Genomic DNA, 17,030 nt, shown 5'->3' with positions numbered 1-17,030 from the left:
TGCTACTGGCCGCTCTGTTCCAGTAGATCCACGCCATGCATGGCGTGGCTCTACTGTGCCGCCATCTGCCTGTCATCTACCGCGCCGACCATCAGCGGTTGGATGGGAGCGCAGGGGCGGGCGATGGCGATGGCAAGGAACACAACCGGTGCACGCCGCTGGTGGCGGCCACTGGCCGCGTTGTTCGGCGCGTTGGCACTGGGGAGTGCCAGCGTTTCCGCGCAGGAAGCCCCTGCACACTGGATGGCCTATGCCGCCGCCGTGGGGGGGCAGCTGCAGCAGCGCCTGCAGCAGGAGCAGGATCCGCAGGCGCAGCGTGTGCTGGAATGGCTGCAGGCACATCCGGATGCGCCGACGCCGTTGCCGGTGAGCGTGTGGATCGCGGCGGATGGCCGCATTTCGAAGCTGGAATTCGACAGCCTGGGTGATGCCCAGGTCGACGCCGACCTGCGCGCGACCCTGCAGAGTGCATCCCTGCAGGCCGCGCCACCGGCCGACATGCGCCAGCCGCTGCGGCTGGGTTTGGTGCTGACCCAGTAGATCCACGCCATGCGTGGATGTTCTGGGTAGATGCCGACCTTGGTCGGCACGCACGCCAACCAAGGTTGGCGACTACCGGTAGCCCAGCCACGCATGACGTGGCCCTACCGGGTTGCCACCTGTGGCTCGCGAGCGGCGGCGCTCCATGCGCGCAGGCCGAACACGGCCAGGCCGAGGAAGAACACGTACAGCGCGGCGGTCACGTGCAGCGACTTGAACAGGTACGCACCCACATAGACCACGTCCACTGCGATCCATACCCACCAGCAGGCCACGTGGCGGCGGGCCTGCCACCATTGCCCGACCAGGCTCAGACCGGTCAGCAGCGCATCCAACCACGGCAGGGCAGCGTCGGTGAAGCTGTGCATGGCTGCACCCAGCGCCACGCCACCGCACAGGCCGATGGCCAGGTCGCGCAGCAGCGTGCCGCGTGCCAGCGGCACGATGCGGATGCTGCCCTCATCGGCGGCATGCTGTCGCCAGTTGAGCCAGCCATAGACCAGGAAACCACCGAAGGCGATCTGCAGCAGGGTGTCCGAGTACAGCTTGGCCTCGGCGAACACCAGGCCATACAGCGCCACCGACAGCAGGCCCACCGGCCACGCCGCCAGCCGGCGCCGGGCCATCAGCCAGACGCCGAGGATGCTGCATAGTGCGGCGGTCCACTCGAGCATCACGCCGCTCACAGCGCGAACGTCACCGACAGGCGGGCCTGTCGCGGTGCGCCGGGGAACAGGTAGTAGTCACCGCCGCTGCTGCCGGTATCGCGCCAGTAGAAGCGGTTGAACACGTTGTCCACCGACAGGTTCCAGGTCACTGTGCGCTCGCGCAGGCGATGCTGGAAACGCAGGCCAGCGTCGAACACTGAATAGTCGGGTGCGCGCACGCCACCGTCGGCGCGGGCCACGTTGGCACCGGCATAGCGCCAGCCGCCGGTCACGTCCAGGCCTTGCACGAACGGCAGCGCATAGGCCAGGTGCACGCTGGCGCGCACCTTCGGCACGTTCACCAGCTGATGGCCTTCATAGGACGGCGTGCCGGTGTCGCGCGCGCGCGCCTGCAGCACGCTGGCGCTGGCCACGATCTGCAGCGCATCGGTCAGCTGGCCGTTGGCGGTCAGCTCCAGGCCGGTGTGGGTCTGCGTGCCTTCCTCGACGAAGGTGTAGCCGACGTCGCTGCTGTCCGGCTTGGCGTACTGGTACGGCTGCGAAATGCGGAACACGGCCGCGCCCAGGGTCAGCGCTTCGACCGGCACGTACTTCACGCCCACTTCCAGCTGCCGCGACTGCACCGACGGCAGGAAGGTGTCGGCGTTGCTGGTCCAGAACGGCGCTTCCTGGCCCAGCGAAATGCCGCGCACGTAGCTGGCATAGGCATTGAGCTGGTCGGTGGCCTTCCACACCACCGCGGTCTGCGGCAGGAAGCGCGACAGGCGGCTGTGCCGCTGCAGGGTGCCACGCTTGTCGTAGGCGCGCTCATCGAGGCGCACGAAGCGGCCACCGGCCAGCCACTGCCAGTCGTCACCGAAGCTCACCCGGTCCAGCGCGAAGAACGCGGTCTGGCGGCTGTCCAGGCGACGTGCGGATGGGCCCGGCATCTTCGGCGATGGCGCGAACACCGGCACCGGTGCCTCGTGGATGTTGCTGGTACCGACGTACTCGTTGACGCTCGGGCGCTTGTCCACGGTGCGGCGGAAGTAGTCGGCGCCGACGGTCAGCTGGTGACCGACGCTGCCGGTCTCGAAGCGGCCGCGCAGTTCGGCACGGGCCTGCTGGTTGCGGCGGGTGTCGTCCGGGCTGCGGTAGTCGTAGATGTCATAGTCGCCGTTGGGTGCGAAGTAGTTGCCTGGCACGCTGCCATCGGCACATTGCGCGGCGTAGTAGCAGCCGTAGGCGAAGGCGACGTTGTCATCGATCACCGAACGGCTGTGGCCGACCGATACACGTGATTGCCAGGCGTCGTTGAAGTCGTAGGTATGCAGCGCGGTGATGTTGGTGCTGGCGATATCCACCGGGCGCTGCCACGGCTGGTAGCCGAGCAGATGCTCGCGGTCGACACCGCGCGGCAGGTCACGCGCGCCCAGCAGCTGGTAGCCGGACACCGAGCGCTGCGAGCTGGTCTGGTAGTTGGCATCCACTTCCAGCTTGCCGCGCTCGCCGATCAGCCAGTCGGCGGCCAGCGAGTAGAAGTTGCGGCGGCCATCGGCGTGCTCGACGTAGGAATTGCTGGAATCCCATGCGGCATTCAGGCGGACGCCGAAGCGCGGGGTGATCCAGTGGCCGACATCGACGGCAACGTAGCGCGAGCCTTCCGAATCGGTGCCGAGCGTGGCGGTGCGCACTTCCGCCGGGCGCTTGCCGATGTAATTGATGATTCCGCCCGGCGCCATCACGCCTGCCGCCAGGCCGGCTTCACCCTTGAGGATCTCCACCGACTGCACGTTCTCCAGCGCCAGGCGTTGTTCGCCGGCGATGGACAGCCCGTTGAAGCGGTAGCCGGTGGCCGCGTCCAGTGCGAAGCCTCGGATGGCGATGTTCTGGTAGTAGCCCACCGGCGCGTAGGCATCACCCAGCGAGGCATCGTTGCTGGCCAGCTCGGACAGCGAACGTACCTGGCGACCGTCGAGGTAATCGCGCTCGAGCACGTTCATCGACGCGGGCGTGTCCTTCCAGCTGCCGCCACCGAAGGCATTCACGCGCGAGGTATCGGCCTTCGGTTTGCCGGCCTGCACGCGCACCGCCGCCAGTTCGGTCGGCGAGCGCTCGGCGCCGGTGGCAGCCGCATCGGGGGACGTTTCGGCCTCGCTGGCGTGCAGCGGCAGCGCGGCGCAGAGGGCGAGGCAGAGCAGGGTGGGGCGCAGGCAGCGGTTCATTCGGTTCGTCTTCGGACAACAAGGGAGACGAAGCGACGGCGCGCAGGTGCACCGGCCCATGACGGGGGTGTGGCTGCGGCTCAAAGCTCCCTACGCCGGTGCAAACCGGATCAGGTTCCAAGGGACTCTCTCAGCCTGGCAGATCCAGGCACCCCCGCTTCAGGTGACCATTTCACTACAAATGGTACGGATTTGCGAGCCGGCGTCCTTCAGGCTGCCGCGTGCAGCGCGTTGAGCAGTGCCTGCCCCGGGGCGGTATGGAACCACGCCGGATGGCCGAGCATGAAGGGCTGCCACGCCACATCGGCATTGGCGGTCGAGCCGGTGACGCCCTCGAAATACTCCACTTCGGACAGTGCGAAGTCGAAATGGACCATCGGCAGCAGGTCGGCCAGCAGGTGCACGCGTGCCGCCGACAGCGGCAGCACCTGGCGGTAGCCGTCGAGCAGGGCCAGCGCAATATCGATGCGCACCGCCTCCATGCCGCGCTCCAGTTCCAGCCACGCCACCGCGTTGCGCTCGATCGCCGTGGCGAGGTCGAACAGCGCACTGGTGGGCGAGGCCAGGCCGAAATCCAGCACGGTACTGATCTGCCCATCGCGCCACAGCAGGTTGGAAACGTGCCAGTCGTTGTGCGCCCACAACCGTGGCTCATCGCGCAGGCGCTCGGCCAGGCCGGCATGCCACGGCAGCACGTCGCGCTGCAACTGCGCTTCCCATGGAATGCGCGCGAGATAGCGGGCCAGCCCGGGACGCTCGTGCAGCCCTGCCTTGATGGCCGCGATCGGATCGTCAGCACGGATCAGATCGTCGCGCGCGACCAGCACATGGGTGCTGCGTTGGGGCGCGTGGTAGCTGGCGGCGGCCCGGTGCAGCTGCGCGAGTGTGCGCCCGGCTTCGCGGGCCTGCGCGACATCGGTCAGCAGCGACCACGACACGGCGTCGCGGTACAGGTCCTCGCCGACGCCGATCGCATGCAGCTCGAACGTCCATTCGCCATGTTCGGCCGCAGTGTGGCCATCGGCCGCTGGCAGCACCTGCACCACCGGTACGCCCGCTGCGGCGAGATGGGCGATGAAGCGATGCTCTTCTTCCAGGCAGGCCGTGCTGCGCACGCTGTGGTGGTGGCGCTTGATGAACACCGCGCCTTCCACGCCGTTGACGATGGCGGCAGCCGACAGCGGCCGCGGGCTGTGCCAGCGCGGTTCGCTGCGCTCGTCCAGCTGCGGGTAGTGCTGGCGCAGCCACGCGATGTCCGCCGCGCTGATCGGTGGCCAGTCGGCAGCGACCTCGTCGTTGTTGAGGCCCTGCACGCGGTGGGAGGAAGAAGTCATGCCGCAGCCCCAGTGGGGAAAGTCACATCCAAGGCTGCGCATTCAACGCCATGCACGCGGCCAACGCAAACGGGCGGGTCATCGACCCGCCCGTCCGTGCATCGGCATGGGAGATGCCGCGCTGCTTACCAGCCGCGATGGCGACCGCGGTCGTGTTAGTAGCGGTTGTCGTAGTAGCGCTCGCGCTGCCAGCGACGGTCATCACCGCGGTCGTAGTAGCCGCTGCGGTAGTAGCCACGGTCGTAACGGCGATCGTAGCGGTCGTCGTAACGGCGATTGTCGTAGTAACGGCGGTCGCGGCGGTCGGAGGTGGTCAGGTTGCCGATCGCGCCGCCGGCCACGGCGCCGCCGACGGTGGCAGCGGGATCGCCGTTGGAGAGCAGGTTGCCGGCCACGCCACCGACCACGGCGCCGACCAGGGTGCGCTTGTCCTTCCTCGACATCGCGCTGGCATCGCTGACCACGGCGACACCGGCAACCAGTGCCAGGGCCATCGCCAGACCACGGAAGCTGAGTGTGGAAGTACTGAGCATGTTCGTTCTCCTGTGAGGTGCATGCCACGCTGGGCAGGGAGGGCGCGGGCGCCCCGGCTACCGTGGAGACCACGCTGACGTTCCAACATTGCCGGAACATTGCCTGGTCCACCGTGCGGCTTGCGCATTCATCTAGCGGCAGGCGGCATGAAGCAAGGCTGAAAGCGGCCTCGGCCGCTCAGCTGGCAGAAAGGGAAAAGGCCACGCGGACGTGGCCCTCCCTTCTCTGCCAAGGCGTTGCGGGCTTAGATGCCCATCGCCTTCTGTGCCTGCCGGGCCTGCTCCTGCTGGGCGTCCTGCTGCTGGTGCAGCACGTTAGGCGCGCCCTGCACGGCACCGCTGCTGAGCGCGATGCTCTGCTCGCTGGCGGCTCGGGCCTCCACCGCCACGCGGCTGGCCGCCGGGTCACCGATCGTGCCCTGCACGGCAAACAGGCGTTCACCGTTCGGGCTGGGCACCACCGTGTCGATGCGCTGCAGGCCGGCGGCATGCGCCTCCTTGGTCAGGGCCGCCGCGGCGCTTTCCAGCGCGTGGCGATCCTTGAAGGTGCCGGCCGGCAACAGTTCCAGACCCTTGCTGGCCTGGATGAAGAGCGGATTGCGCGGGTGCCGTTCGTCGTTCAGCAGCGGGCGCTCGCGGGCTTCCTTGATGGCCTCCAGCGTCTTCGCCCCGACAATGCCGTCGGCCACCAGGCCGTTGTCCTTCTGCAGCTGGCGCACCGCCGCGTCGGTGTTGCGGCCGAAGCGGCCATCCTCGACCAGCGGCTTGCCGTCGGCACCGACGTAGCCGAGGTGGCCCAGCTGCTCCTGCACCTTGCGCACGCCCTCGCTGTGCGCGCCCTGCTTGTACAGTTCGGCGTGCGGCGTGGCAGCGGCTTTGTGCTCGGCGGCAGGCTTGCCCTGGGCCTGCTCGTGCGACGGGGTGCGGTTTTCCAGCAGGTCGCGCGCCTTGGACAGCGGATCGGAGGCGTACAGCTTCCAGTTCGGGTGGTCCTTCACCTGCTTGAGGTAGTCCTCGACCGGCATGGTGTGCACGCCCTTGCTGCCGGTGGACTGGCTGATCAGCAGCTTGTCGGTGGTGGGGTCGCGCACCACCATCACGATGTGGTCGATGCCGTTCCAGTGCTCGTGGCGGGTCCTGGCCGTATCCAGGCCGATGATCATGCCTTCCTTCAGCGCACCGGGCTTGAGGATCGCGTCGCGGTCAAGCAGCACGCCGGACTGGTCGAATGCCTTGCGCACGATGCCGCCGGAACCCAGGTTGCCCAGGTCGATGCGATCGGCCTTGCTGAAGACCGCATGCCCGGCCTTCTGGTTGATCTCGTCCATGGTGCGGTTCTGCAGCGTGCCGACCCAGCCGGAGCAGTCGATGTAACCCTGCTCCACGTTCTTGCCGGTCTTGCCCGGTACGTACAGCGCGTGACCCGGAATGTTGATGGCGTACTTCACGTGGTCGTACTTCACGCCGGCCTCGTAGGCGGCCTGCAGTTCGATGCCCGGCTTCGGTGTGGCAGCCGCCGCTGCGGTTGCCGCCAGCGTGGCTGCACCCGCCGCCACGGCTGCGCTGGCCTGTGCAGGCGCGGCCGGGGCCTGGCCCTGGCCCTGCGCCACCGCCTGCGGTTCGATGTTCTTTTCCGGAATGCTGATCGCCGCGTACTTGTGGATGTAGTAGCTGGAGAACGTCCGCGCCAGGTCGCCATCGTTCATGCCGCGCATCTCGGCCAGGGTGTGGCCGGTCAGCGCCTTCGCGTCGGAACCGATCTGGTTCAGCACGTTGCGGCGCATGTTGATCTCTTCGCCGTGGCCGTTGCGGACCACGCCGAAGGTGCCGGTGGCAATCGCGGTCTGCACCGAGCCATAGCCGGCGCTGCCCTGCTGGTGGGCCAGGTACAGGTCCAGGCCGGTCGGCGTACTGCCTCCGGACAGGTACGGGTGGCCGGTGCGCTCGTTGCGGCGTGCCATCGAGTCCAGGTTGTCCTGGTACATCTTTGCGGCCGCTTCGGTGTTGCGGGTCGGGTCGAACTCGTGGCCGGTCAGGTGGTACTGGCGCGCGGAGCCGGGCACGAACTGGAACAGGCCCTTGGCGCCGGACGAGGTATTGTGGGCGCGCTCGTTGAAGGTGCCGCCGGTCTCGATGTGCGCGAAGCGCATGAAGTCATCGACCGGAAGGCCTTTCTGCCGGGCGACCTGCTCGACGATGTCCAGAACTTCCTTTCTGCTGTAGTCATGCTGTGCCATGACGTTTTCCTCGGGGTTGATGGAGCGGCGCATGCCGCGAATCGCCAACCGGACTCATCCGTGAGTCAAGAACATGTCGGTCAACAGGAAACCCGCGCGTGGGCGGGTGCTATCAGGGCGCGACGTACTGCTGGGTCGCGCTGTCGAAGGTGTAGTGCACGGCGTCGCCGGCGCCCAGCGCACGGGTCTTGCCGGGGCCTTCGATGGTGGTGCCCTTGAAGGTCACGGTCAGTCGCGGCAGGCCGCTGCCGTCGGCAGCGAAGGCCAGTTCGCCATCGCTGTCGGTGCAGGGCATCACGTTGCCTTCGTCGCAGGCGGCGCTGTTGTCCTCGCCCGTACGCACCGAGCCGACATAGCGCCAGACCTTGCTGTCCACGTCGTCTTCGCTGCGCTTGGGGTTGAACAGCAGCAGCGCATAGCCGGTGCTGCTGATGCCGCGGTCGAAGCTGCTGGTCGGCACCGCCAGCAGCAGGCGACCGTCGGCGGTGCGATGTTCAAGCGGCTTGCGCCGGGTATCGACATCGTCGGCCTTGTCGTACGCGCCCAGCGCGCCGATGGTCCATTCCTGGCCACGGAACTTCCATGGCTTCTTGGCGTCGGCGCCGGCCAGCACGAAAGTGGCCTCGGCGAGGTTGGCGCGATCATCCGGGCCAGCCGGCGACTGCTCGCCCGGCTTGCCGTAGTGCTCGCGGGTATCCCAGGAGAAACCCGTGTAATACGTGGTGCCATCGAGGGTGAAGGTGTGGCCGAACCAGAAGGTCGCCACGCTGCCGTTCTGGACCTCGTAGGAGGTCGCGCCATCACCGTCCACCTGGTAGGTGAAATACATCACGGTCGGCGCGTCGGGCGGGGTGACGGCGGTGTCGGGAGAGGTGTTCTGCATCGGGGCAACATCCTGTCGGGGCGCATCGGCAGCCTGCACGGGGGCGCCAGGCTGGGAGGACGAGGGGGCCGGATCGGCGGCGCTGCAGGCCGCAGCGGAAAGAGAGACGAGCAGGCACGCCGCGAATGCGCGCAGGGGCCGCAACGGCAGGGTCCAACATGGCTCGGGGGGGTGATGCATGCGCCTCTCCATGGTCAGCGTTGCCGGGCCAGACGGCCGGCAGGAAACCGCACCCCATCCACCTGGGACGGGAGCGAGGACATGAGCCGGCCGATTCCTTCGACCTCGCATTGAAAACCCATGCCGGGTCATCTTGGCACAGAACGGCGGCCGGTCAAAGAGGGCGGTGACAGATGCCCTCACAGTGTGATCTGGTTCTCAGATCTTGCCGTCGCGCAGGTAGTCGAACAGTTCGGCGTCGCCCTTCAGGCCCAATTTGAGCATGGCGTCGCCTTTCTGCCGGCTGATGGTGCTGACGCTCTTGTGCAGCTGCAGCGAGATCTCCTTCACCGTCATGCCGGTGCCGAGCAGCCGCAGCACTTCCACCTCGCGTGGCGACAAAGGCTTGCCGTCGCCCTCGCGCATGCGCCAGCTGCCCGCAGCCTCGACCCGCTCACGCAGGCTCCGGCTGATGTAGGGCTGGCCCCGATAGACCGCCTGGATGGCCTGCGGCAGTTCGTCCATCGACGAGCTCTTGTCGACCAGGCCGAGCACGCCGCTGTCGAGCACCATGCGCAGGATCGCCAGGTTGTTGGAGACGCTGAGCATCAGCACCGGCAGGTCGGGGAAGCGGCGGCGGATCATGCCGATCATGGCGAAGCCGTCGGCCTGTGGGCTGCCCGGCATGGAATAGTCGGTCACCAGCAGGTCGCAGGGTTGGCTGCCGAGCAGGGCCATCAGCGCCTGCGCGCTGTCAGCCTCGCCGACCACGCGGCCGACCCCGCTCGATTCGATGACGGCGCGGGTACCGATACGGACCACAGGGTGGTCGTCTGCGATGATGATGCGCAAGCTCATTGCTCTAGTATGGCCACCGGGCAAGCCGGGCCGCGACCATCGCGGCCCTGTCAGGATTCTAGGAGATCGACGCCGATGCGTAGCTGGGCTGTTCGCGGGCTGGTCCTGCTGCTGGCCGTGCTGGTGCTGCCCGTGGCGCTGGCACAGGCAGTGCCTGGGCTGTTGCCGCTCAGTCCCCTGCAGCGCGAGTACCTCGCCGCCCATCCAAGCATCGTCGTGGGGCAGTATGACAGCGGCTGGCCACCATTCGAGTCACTCCGTGATGGCCAGCAGGTGGGTCTGGGTCCGGATTATCTGTCGCTTCTTGCCCGTCAGTTGGGTGTGAAGGTCGAGGCCCGTCGTTTTCCGGATTGGACCTCCGTGCTGGATGCGGCATGTCGTGGCGAGATCGATGTGGTGATGAATGTCGGTCTGAGTGCCGACCGCACCCGCTGCATGGTCTATACCGCCGCCTATGGCGAGGCACCGCTGGCCCTGGTGGGCCGCCCCGACGACCTGCGTGCCTCGGACAATCCCGATCTGGATGGACTGCGGGTGGTGATCGAGCAGGATTTCCTGACCGGCCCGCAGGTGCGCGCGCGTTTTCCACAGGCCCGTCAGCTTGTCGCAAACAGCTCGTTGGCGGCACTCGAGATGGTCAGAGACGACAAAGCTGATGTCTATATCGGCAATGCCTATGTCGCCACCGAACTGATCGCCACCCAGCGCCTGCAGGGCGTGGTGCTGCTGCGGCCGAGCGATCTGCCTCCCGAACGCCTGCACTTCGGTGTACCCAACAGCAAGCAGCCGCTGGCAGAAGCGTTGGATCTGGCCCTGGCTGCGACCAGCCAGGCCCAGCGCGATGCCCTGGTGCAGCGCTGGCTGCCGCCACCGCAGTGGTCGGCATCGGCGCAGATGGCGCTGAGCCGGGCCGAGAAGCGGGTGCTGGAACAGCCGTTGAAGATCGGTTTCGCACCGAACGCGGCGCCGCTGTCGTTCACCGACGAGCAGGGCAAGCCCAGCGGCCTGGCCAGTGAGTACCTGCGCCGTCTGATGCAGGCCGGCGCCAACCTGCAGCCGAAGAGCAGCCACGACTGGTATGAGGTGCGCGAGAAGGCCCGCCGTGGCGAGCTGCAGGCGGTGATGGGAATTCCGGCCGATTCGCGCTACCTGGGGCCGGATTGGGTGTTCAGCCAGCCCTTCATCAGTGTGCCGAACGTGATCGTCAGCCGCGTCGACAGCCCAGCCCTGCTGGGCATGTCGGACCTGCAGGGCAAGCGCGTGCTGCTGTCCGATCCCGAGCGTGTGCGGGGCTACGTGCTGCAGCAGGCACCGCAGGCCCGGATCATGGCGGCACGCAGTGCGGAACAGGCGATGCAGCGGCTGCTTGATGGCGAGGCCGATGCCTACGTGGGCAATCTGGCGGTGGTCGACTACCTGCTGCGCAGTCGTTTCCCCGGCCGCCTGCAGGTCGCTGCACCGGCGGGCTTCAACGATCAGCTGGTGCTGGCGGTGGAGCGGCGGCATGCCGCACTGGCGACCACCTTCAATCGCCTGCTGCTGCAGATTACGCCGCGCAAGCATGAGGCGCTGCGTGGCGACTGGCTGGCGGTGGAGTATCGCAATGGCGTTGACTGGAAAAGCGCACTGCACTGGGGCCTGCCACTGCTGGTGGTGCTGCTGACCGCGTTGTTGGTGCATGGCATCGGCTACTGGCGCCTGCGCCGCGAAGTGACCAGTCGGCGTCATCTGGAACAGCGACTGGCCGAGGTCACCGACAACCTGCCTGCGGTGGTCTACCAGGCACGCCGCGACGCCGATGGCGTGCTCAGCTTCCCGTTCATCGCCGGTGATCTGCAGGCGTTGTTCGGAATCAGCCGGCAGCAGGCCGAGCAGGACGCCAGGACGCTGCTGGAACGCATTGAGGAAGACGATCGCGCACACATCCTGCAGGCCGTCGAACAGGCCGCGCGCCAGTTCGCGCCGCTGATCCTCGAGTTCCGCCTGCGCGCCGAGGGCGAAGGCGCGCGCTGGGTGCGCAGCCAGGCCCATCCGTATGCCGCAGAAGCCGGTGCGGTGACCTGGAGTGGCTACTGGGTGGATGTGAGCGAAGCGCGTGCACAGGCCGACGCCCTGGTCACGGCCAAGGCCGAGGCCGAGCAGGCGGCGGAAGCGAAGTCGCGCTTCCTGGCGACCATGAGCCATGAAATCCGCACGCCGATGAGTGGCGTGCTGGGCATGCTGGAAGTGCTGGCGCATTCGCCGCTGGACATCGAACAGCAGCGCATCCTGGGGGTGATCGAGGACTCGGCGCAGATGCTGCGGCAGATCCTGGACGACATCCTCGACTACTCACGGCTGGAGGCTGGCGCACTGCGCCTTGAGCCGGTGCCGCAGCCGCTGCGGCCGTTGCTGGAGAGCGTGTGCCGCCTGCTCTCCGCACAGGCCAGTGCACGTGGGTTGGCGCTGCACGTGCAGATTGACCCGCAGCTGGCGCCGGCCCACGAAGTGGATGGCGTACGCCTGCGCCAGATCGTGTTCAACCTGCTCAGCAACGCCATCAAGTTCACCGCGCAGGGCGAGGTTCGCCTGCAGCTGGAGGTGCTGGGGCCGACCAGCGAGGAGGGGGCTCAGCCGCTGTGCCTGAGTGTCACCGATACCGGCATCGGCATTGCACCGGAACAACTGCAGCACCTGTTCGCGCCGTTCACCCAGGCCGGTGCCTACATCCAGCGAGACCACGGTGGCACCGGGTTGGGCTTGAGCATCTGCCAGCGTCTGGTGCAGATGATGGACGGCGAGCTGGCGTTGCACAGTACGCTGGGCGAGGGCACCCGCGCCGAGGTGCGGCTGTCGCTGGTGGAGGCCGGTAGTGGCGATGTCGAGGCCCTGGTGGCCGAGCAGGATCAGGTGGCGCTGCTGCCTGCGCCGCTGCGCGAGGCACGGGTGCTGGTGATCGAGGACCATCCGACCAACCAGGCGATGATGGCCTGGCGCCTGCAGCAGCTGGGCGTGCCGCACGTGATTGTCGGTGACGGCCAGCAGGGACTGGATCGGCTGTCGTCGGAGAGCTTCGATCTGGTGATCACTGACTGCCGGATGCCGGTGCTGGATGGCTTTGGCTTCACCCGGCTGCTGCGCGAACGCGAGGGACGCACCGGGCAACCCCGGCTGGCCGTGCTGGCGCTGACCGCCAGCGTGCTGGACGACGATGCGCGTCGTTGCCGTGAAGCCGGCATGGATGAGGTGCTGGCCAAGCCATTGTCATTGGCGACGCTGCGCGCGGCACTGCTGCGCTGGTTGCCGCAGGCGCAGGGGCAACGGTTCGAGGAGCCCCTGGCCGAGTCCGCTGCCGTCGATGACAGGACGCTGCCCGATCTGGACAGCCTGCAGCGGCGCTTCGGCTCACGTGCGGTGGCCGAGCGGTTGCGCGACAGCCTGCTGCAGGCCAGTGCAGGTGACCTGGCCGCTGTGCAGCGCGCGCTGGAGGCCGGCGACCGTGAGGCTGCCGCGCTGCACCTGCATCGCCAGGCCGGTGGCTTGGGCGCGGTGGGAGCGACGGTGCTGGCTGCGCAGGCCAATGCCCTGGTCGAACGCCTGCAGGATGCGGCCGAGACCGATCCGGAGCCGTTGTTCACCGCGGTGGCGGCATTCGTGGCGCGGCTGCAACAGCAGTTGCAGCGCCTGGCTCACTGAGCCGACTGCTGATGCAGGTAGGCGATCACCAGCGCACGGCGTTCGGCGCTGGGGAAGGCGTTGTACATGCGTGTGCCCGGTACAACATGGGTGGGTGACTGCAGGAACGCATCCAGGGTCTGCGCGGTCCAGGTGATGTCGGCGCGGCGCATGCCATCGGAGTAGCCGTAGTCGGGCAGGCTGCCGGCGCGCCGGCCGATCACGCCGTGCAGGTTCGGCCCGAAGCGGTGGATGCCCCCGGGCTGCACGGTGTGGCAGCCGGCACACAACTCGAACGCGCGTTGCATGGCCTGCTGCTGCGCCTGTTCCGGCGTGGCGGGCGCTGCAGGCGGGCGCTGGCAGGCCGTGGCCGCCAGGGCCACGGCAACAGCGATGAGCAGGAATGATGCACGCATGGGCGGGCAGGATAGCGGTGCGCGGCAAGCGACGGGCTGCGACGCTCGGTCGCAGCCCGTGGCGTTCACATGCCCGAGTAGTTCGGGCCGCCGCCGCCCTGCGGGGTCACCCACACGATGTTCTGGGTGGGGTCCTTGATGTCGCAGGTCTTGCAGTGCACGCAGTTCTGCGCGTTGATCTGCAGGCGCGCGCTGTCGGCTTCGCCGACGAACTCGTACACGCCGGCCGGGCAGTAGCGCGCTTCCGGGCCTGCGTACTCGGCCAGGTTCACCTTCACCGGAATGCTCGGGTCCTTCAGCGTCAGGTGGCTGGGCTGGTTCTCGTCGTGGTTGGTGCTGCTCAGGAACACCGAGCTGAGCCGATCGAAGGTCAGCACGCCATCCGGCTTCGGGTAGGCGATGCGGGTGTGCTTGGCCGCCGGTTCCAGGCAGGCGTGGTCGGGTTGGGTGCGGTGCAGGGTCCACGGCGGGTTGCGCACGCCCAGCTTGGGAAGCAGCCACTGCTCCACGCCGGTCATCAGCGTGGCCACGGTCTGGCCCTTCTTGAACCACTGCTTGAAGTTCTTGGCCTGCTGCAGTTCGGTGAACAGCCAGCTGGCTTCGAACGCCGTCGGATAGGCACTCAGTTCATCGTGCTGGCGGTCGGCGGCCAGTGCATCGAACGCGGCGTCGGCGCACAGCATGCCGGTCTTGATCGCGGCGTGGCTGCCCTTGATGCGGCTGGCGTTGAGGTAGCCGGCCTCGCAGCCGACCAGCGCGCCACCGGGGAACACCGTCTTCGGCAGCGACAACAGGCCACCGGCGGTGATCGCACGCGCGCCGTAACCGATGCGGGTGCCACCCTCCAGGTGCTTGCGGATGGAAGGATGGGTCTTGAAACGCTGGAACTCTTCAAACGGGCTCAGCCACGGGTTCCTGTAGTCCAGGCCGACCACGTAGCCGATGGCGACCTTGCCGCCGTCGGCGTGGTACAGGAACGCGCCGCCGTAGGTGTCGCTGTCCAGCGGCCAGCCGGCGGCATGCACCACCAGGCCCGGCTCATGCTTGGCCGGGTCGATCTGCCACAGTTCCTTGATGCCGATGCCGTAGGCCTGCGGGTCCTTGCCTTCGTCCAGCTTGTAGCGGGCGATCAGCTGGCGACCGAGGTGGCCGCGTGCGCCTTCGGCGAAGATCGTGTACCTGGCGTGCAGCGCCATGCCGCGCTCGAAGGCCGGGCCGATGCTGCCGTCCTTCTCGATGCCCATGTCGCCGGTCGCTACGCCGATCACTTCACCGTTGTCGCCATACAGCACTTCGGCGGCGGCAAAGCCCGGGAAGATCGCCACTTCCAGCGCCTCGGCCTGCTGCGCCAGCCAGCGGGTCACTTCGCCCAAGCTGATGATGTAGTTGCCTTCGTTGTGGAAGCACTCCGGCAGCAGCGCGTTGGGCGTGCTGCGTGCGCCGGTTTCGCTGAGGAACAGGAATTCGTCGCGGGTGACCTTCTGCTTCAGCGGTGCGCCACGCTCGGCCCAGTCCGGGAACAGTTCGGCCAGCGCGCGCGGATCCATCACCGCGCCGGACAGCACGTGCGCGCCTGGTTCGGACCCCTTCTCCAGCACGCACACCGACAACTCGCGGCCGGCTTCGATCGCGCGCTGGCGCAGGCGGATCGCGGTGGCCAGGCCGGCGGGGCCGGCGCCGACGATCACCACGTCGAATTCCATTACTTCACGCGGGGGCAGGGCGTTGGCTTCAGCGCTCATCGATTGCATGACTCGTGGGTAGGGCCGGCATCGGGGCCACCGGCGGTGCCTGGGAATCGCGCGTGCAGCCACGGGCGAAACGGTTGTTTGAATGTGTCAGGGTACCGGGACGCGCGTGATCGAGCTAGATCGCCGATGTTTACGTCATGATTGCTGCGGTGCAGCGTAATGCTCGCGGCCGGGTAGGTGCCAACCTTGGTTGGCACATTGTTTCACCGCCCGGACCCGCATCCGTGTGGACCAAGGTCCACACCTACCAGACGCGATGCTCGCGGATGACCGACAATAGCCCGGTCCTGACTGCGCGTGAGTGCCATGGCTTTGCATCCGTACGATCTGTTCGATGTCCGTTCCCTGCTCAACGAGGAAGAGCGCGCGGTGCAGGAGAGCGTCGCCCGCTTCACCAACGAGCGCGTGCTGCCGATCATCGGCGATGCCTTCGACCAGGCCCGTTTCCCCGCCGAGCTGGTGCCGGAGATCGCGTCTCTGGGCCTGCTCGGCGCGACACTGCCGGCCGAATACGGTGGCGGTGGCCTCGGCGCGGTCAGCTACGGCCTGATCTGCCAGGAGCTGGAGCGCGGCGATTCGGGCCTGCGCAGCTTCGTCTCGGTGCAGAGCTCGCTGTGCATGTACCCGATCTACGCCTATGGCAGCGAGGAGCAGCGCCAGCAGTGGCTGCCGGCGATGGCGCGCGGCGAACTGATCGGTTGCTTCGGCCTGACCGAGGCGCATGGGGGTTCCGATCCGGCCAGCATGAAGACCCGAGCGGTGCGCGACGGCAGCGACTGGCGCATCAGCGGCAGCAAGATGTGGATCACCAGCGGCCCGGTGGCCGACCTGGCCATCGTCTGGGCGCAGACCGAGGACGGCATCCAGGGCTTCGTGCTGGAAAAAGGCATGGCCGGCTTCACCACGCAGGAAATCAAGCACAAGATGAGCCTGCGCGCATCGCTGACCGGTGCGCTGTTCTTCGATGACGTGCGCGTGCCTGACAGCCACCGGCTGCCGAACGTGAAGGGCCTGAAGGGGCCGCTGGGCTGCCTGACCCAGGCCCGCTATGGCATCAGCTGGGGCCCGATCGGTGCGGCGATTGCCTGCCTGGATGAAGCGCTGGGTTATGCCAAGGAGCGCGTGCTGTTCGGTCGCCCGCTGGCGGCCACGCAGAGCGCGCAGATCAAGCTGGCCGAGATGGCCCGCCGCATCACCACCGCGCAGCTGCTGGCCCTGCAGCTGGGCCGCCTGAAGGAAGCCGGTCAGCTGCAGCCGCAGCAGGTCAGCCTGGCCAAGTGGAACAACTGCCGCATGGCGATCGACATCGCCCGCGAATGCCGTGACCTGCTGGGTGGCGCCGGCATCACCACCGAACACGTGGCGATCCGGCACGCGCTGAACCTGGAATCGGTGATCACCTATGAAGGCACCGAGACCGTGCACCAGCTGGTGATCGGCCGCGAACTGACCGGCATCAACGCGTTCTGAGTGCACCGGTAGTGCCGGCCGCTGGCCGGCATTGAGTTGGTAGTGCCGGCCGCTGGCCGGCATTGCCCAGTAGCGTACTCGCAGGCGAGCGATCGGTGTATCGAACCGCGCACTGTACCGAGATGGGTTCAAGGACAGCCTGTACCGCGCGGCTGTTGGGTCCGCCTTGAAGCGGGCCGAGGAGCGCAGGGCACCGGTGCGCAGCACCGGCTCGCGGATGGCGGCGCGTTTCTTTTGGTTACTTTTCTTTCCGCGCGGAAAGAAAAGTAACGCCCATGAACGCATGCGCCCGCCACAGCAACGACCAGGCAGAAGAGAGACGC

General features: G+C 67.5%; 12 protein-coding genes and 1 riboswitch. Of the genes, 3 read left to right on the top strand and 9 right to left on the bottom strand.

Annotated elements, in window-relative coordinates; genetic code table 11:
• The first annotated feature begins 123 nt into the window (after positions 1 to 123).
• Positions 124 to 540 carry a hypothetical protein gene (locus AC5P60_RS08865; protein WP_033835100.1) on the top strand — a complete coding sequence of 139 codons (417 nt, stop codon included), beginning with the start codon at positions 124 to 126 and terminating at the stop codon, positions 538 to 540.
• A 104-nt stretch (positions 541 to 644) separates the two neighbouring features.
• On the opposite strand, the gene pnuC is transcribed toward AC5P60_RS08865, so the two are convergent.
• The 7 genes from pnuC to AC5P60_RS08830 all read right to left on the bottom strand — a co-directional run bounded on the left by pnuC (position 645) and on the right by AC5P60_RS08830 (position 9,416).
• Positions 645 to 1,214, bottom strand: coding sequence for a nicotinamide riboside transporter PnuC (pnuC, locus tag AC5P60_RS08860; protein ID WP_005407614.1), 570 nt, complete (start codon positions 1,212 to 1,214; stop codon positions 645 to 647).
• 8 nt (positions 1,215 to 1,222) lie between these two features.
• Positions 1,223 to 3,412, bottom strand: a complete 2,190-nt coding sequence (locus AC5P60_RS08855) for a TonB-dependent receptor (RefSeq protein ID WP_033835101.1) — start codon at positions 3,410 to 3,412, stop codon at positions 1,223 to 1,225.
• Between the two features lie 70 nt (positions 3,413 to 3,482).
• Positions 3,483 to 3,578, bottom strand: a riboswitch (TPP riboswitch).
• A 43-nt stretch (positions 3,579 to 3,621) separates the two neighbouring features.
• On the bottom strand, positions 3,622 to 4,746 hold the full coding sequence (locus AC5P60_RS08850; RefSeq protein ID WP_033835102.1) for a phosphotransferase enzyme family protein: 1,125 nt from the start codon (positions 4,744 to 4,746) through the stop codon (positions 3,622 to 3,624).
• A 155-nt stretch (positions 4,747 to 4,901) separates the two neighbouring features.
• On the bottom strand, positions 4,902 to 5,279 hold the full coding sequence (locus AC5P60_RS08845) for a glycine zipper 2TM domain-containing protein (protein ID WP_495201727.1): 378 nt from the start codon (positions 5,277 to 5,279) through the stop codon (positions 4,902 to 4,904).
• 245 nt (positions 5,280 to 5,524) lie between these two features.
• Positions 5,525 to 7,516: a peptidoglycan-binding protein gene (locus tag AC5P60_RS08840; protein ID WP_033835107.1), complete on the bottom strand. Its 1,992-nt coding sequence runs from the start codon at positions 7,514 to 7,516 to the stop codon at positions 5,525 to 5,527.
• A 112-nt stretch (positions 7,517 to 7,628) separates the two neighbouring features.
• Entirely contained in the window at positions 7,629 to 8,399 is a 771-nt protein-coding gene (locus tag AC5P60_RS08835; protein ID WP_049432616.1) for a hypothetical protein, read from the bottom strand.
• Between the two features lie 378 nt (positions 8,400 to 8,777).
• Complete coding sequence (locus AC5P60_RS08830) at positions 8,778 to 9,416, bottom strand: response regulator (protein ID WP_005407620.1); 639 nt, start codon at positions 9,414 to 9,416, stop codon at positions 8,778 to 8,780.
• Positions 9,417 to 9,491: 75 nt separating this feature from the next.
• Between AC5P60_RS08830 and AC5P60_RS08825 the strand changes: the two genes are divergently transcribed.
• Positions 9,492 to 13,091: an ATP-binding protein gene (locus tag AC5P60_RS08825; protein ID WP_483693591.1), complete on the top strand. Its 3,600-nt coding sequence runs from the start codon at positions 9,492 to 9,494 to the stop codon at positions 13,089 to 13,091.
• Here the strand turns inward: AC5P60_RS08825 and AC5P60_RS08820 are convergent.
• Positions 13,085 to 13,486 (bottom strand): c-type cytochrome, encoded by a 402-nt coding sequence (locus AC5P60_RS08820; RefSeq protein WP_483693592.1) that lies wholly within the window; start codon positions 13,484 to 13,486, stop codon positions 13,085 to 13,087. The genes AC5P60_RS08825 and AC5P60_RS08820 overlap by 7 nt on opposite strands.
• A 65-nt stretch (positions 13,487 to 13,551) precedes the next feature.
• The gene (locus AC5P60_RS08815; RefSeq protein WP_049455009.1) at positions 13,552 to 15,228 is read right to left on the bottom strand and encodes an electron transfer flavoprotein-ubiquinone oxidoreductase; all 1,677 of its coding nucleotides are present in this window, start codon (positions 15,226 to 15,228) and stop codon (positions 13,552 to 13,554) included.
• A 315-nt stretch (positions 15,229 to 15,543) separates the two neighbouring features.
• On the opposite strand from AC5P60_RS08815, the gene AC5P60_RS08810 reads away from it, so the two are divergent.
• A complete protein-coding gene (locus AC5P60_RS08810; RefSeq protein WP_033835514.1) occupies positions 15,544 to 16,707 on the top strand; it encodes an acyl-CoA dehydrogenase family protein in 1,164 nt (387 codons plus the stop codon).
• Positions 16,708 to 17,030: the final 323 nt, after the last annotated feature.

It is taken from the genome of Stenotrophomonas sp. YJH_SMC_120, from assembly GCF_059368675.1.
Note: the sequence above shows the minus strand (reverse complement) of the source record. Positions and strands in the feature narration are given on the sequence as shown.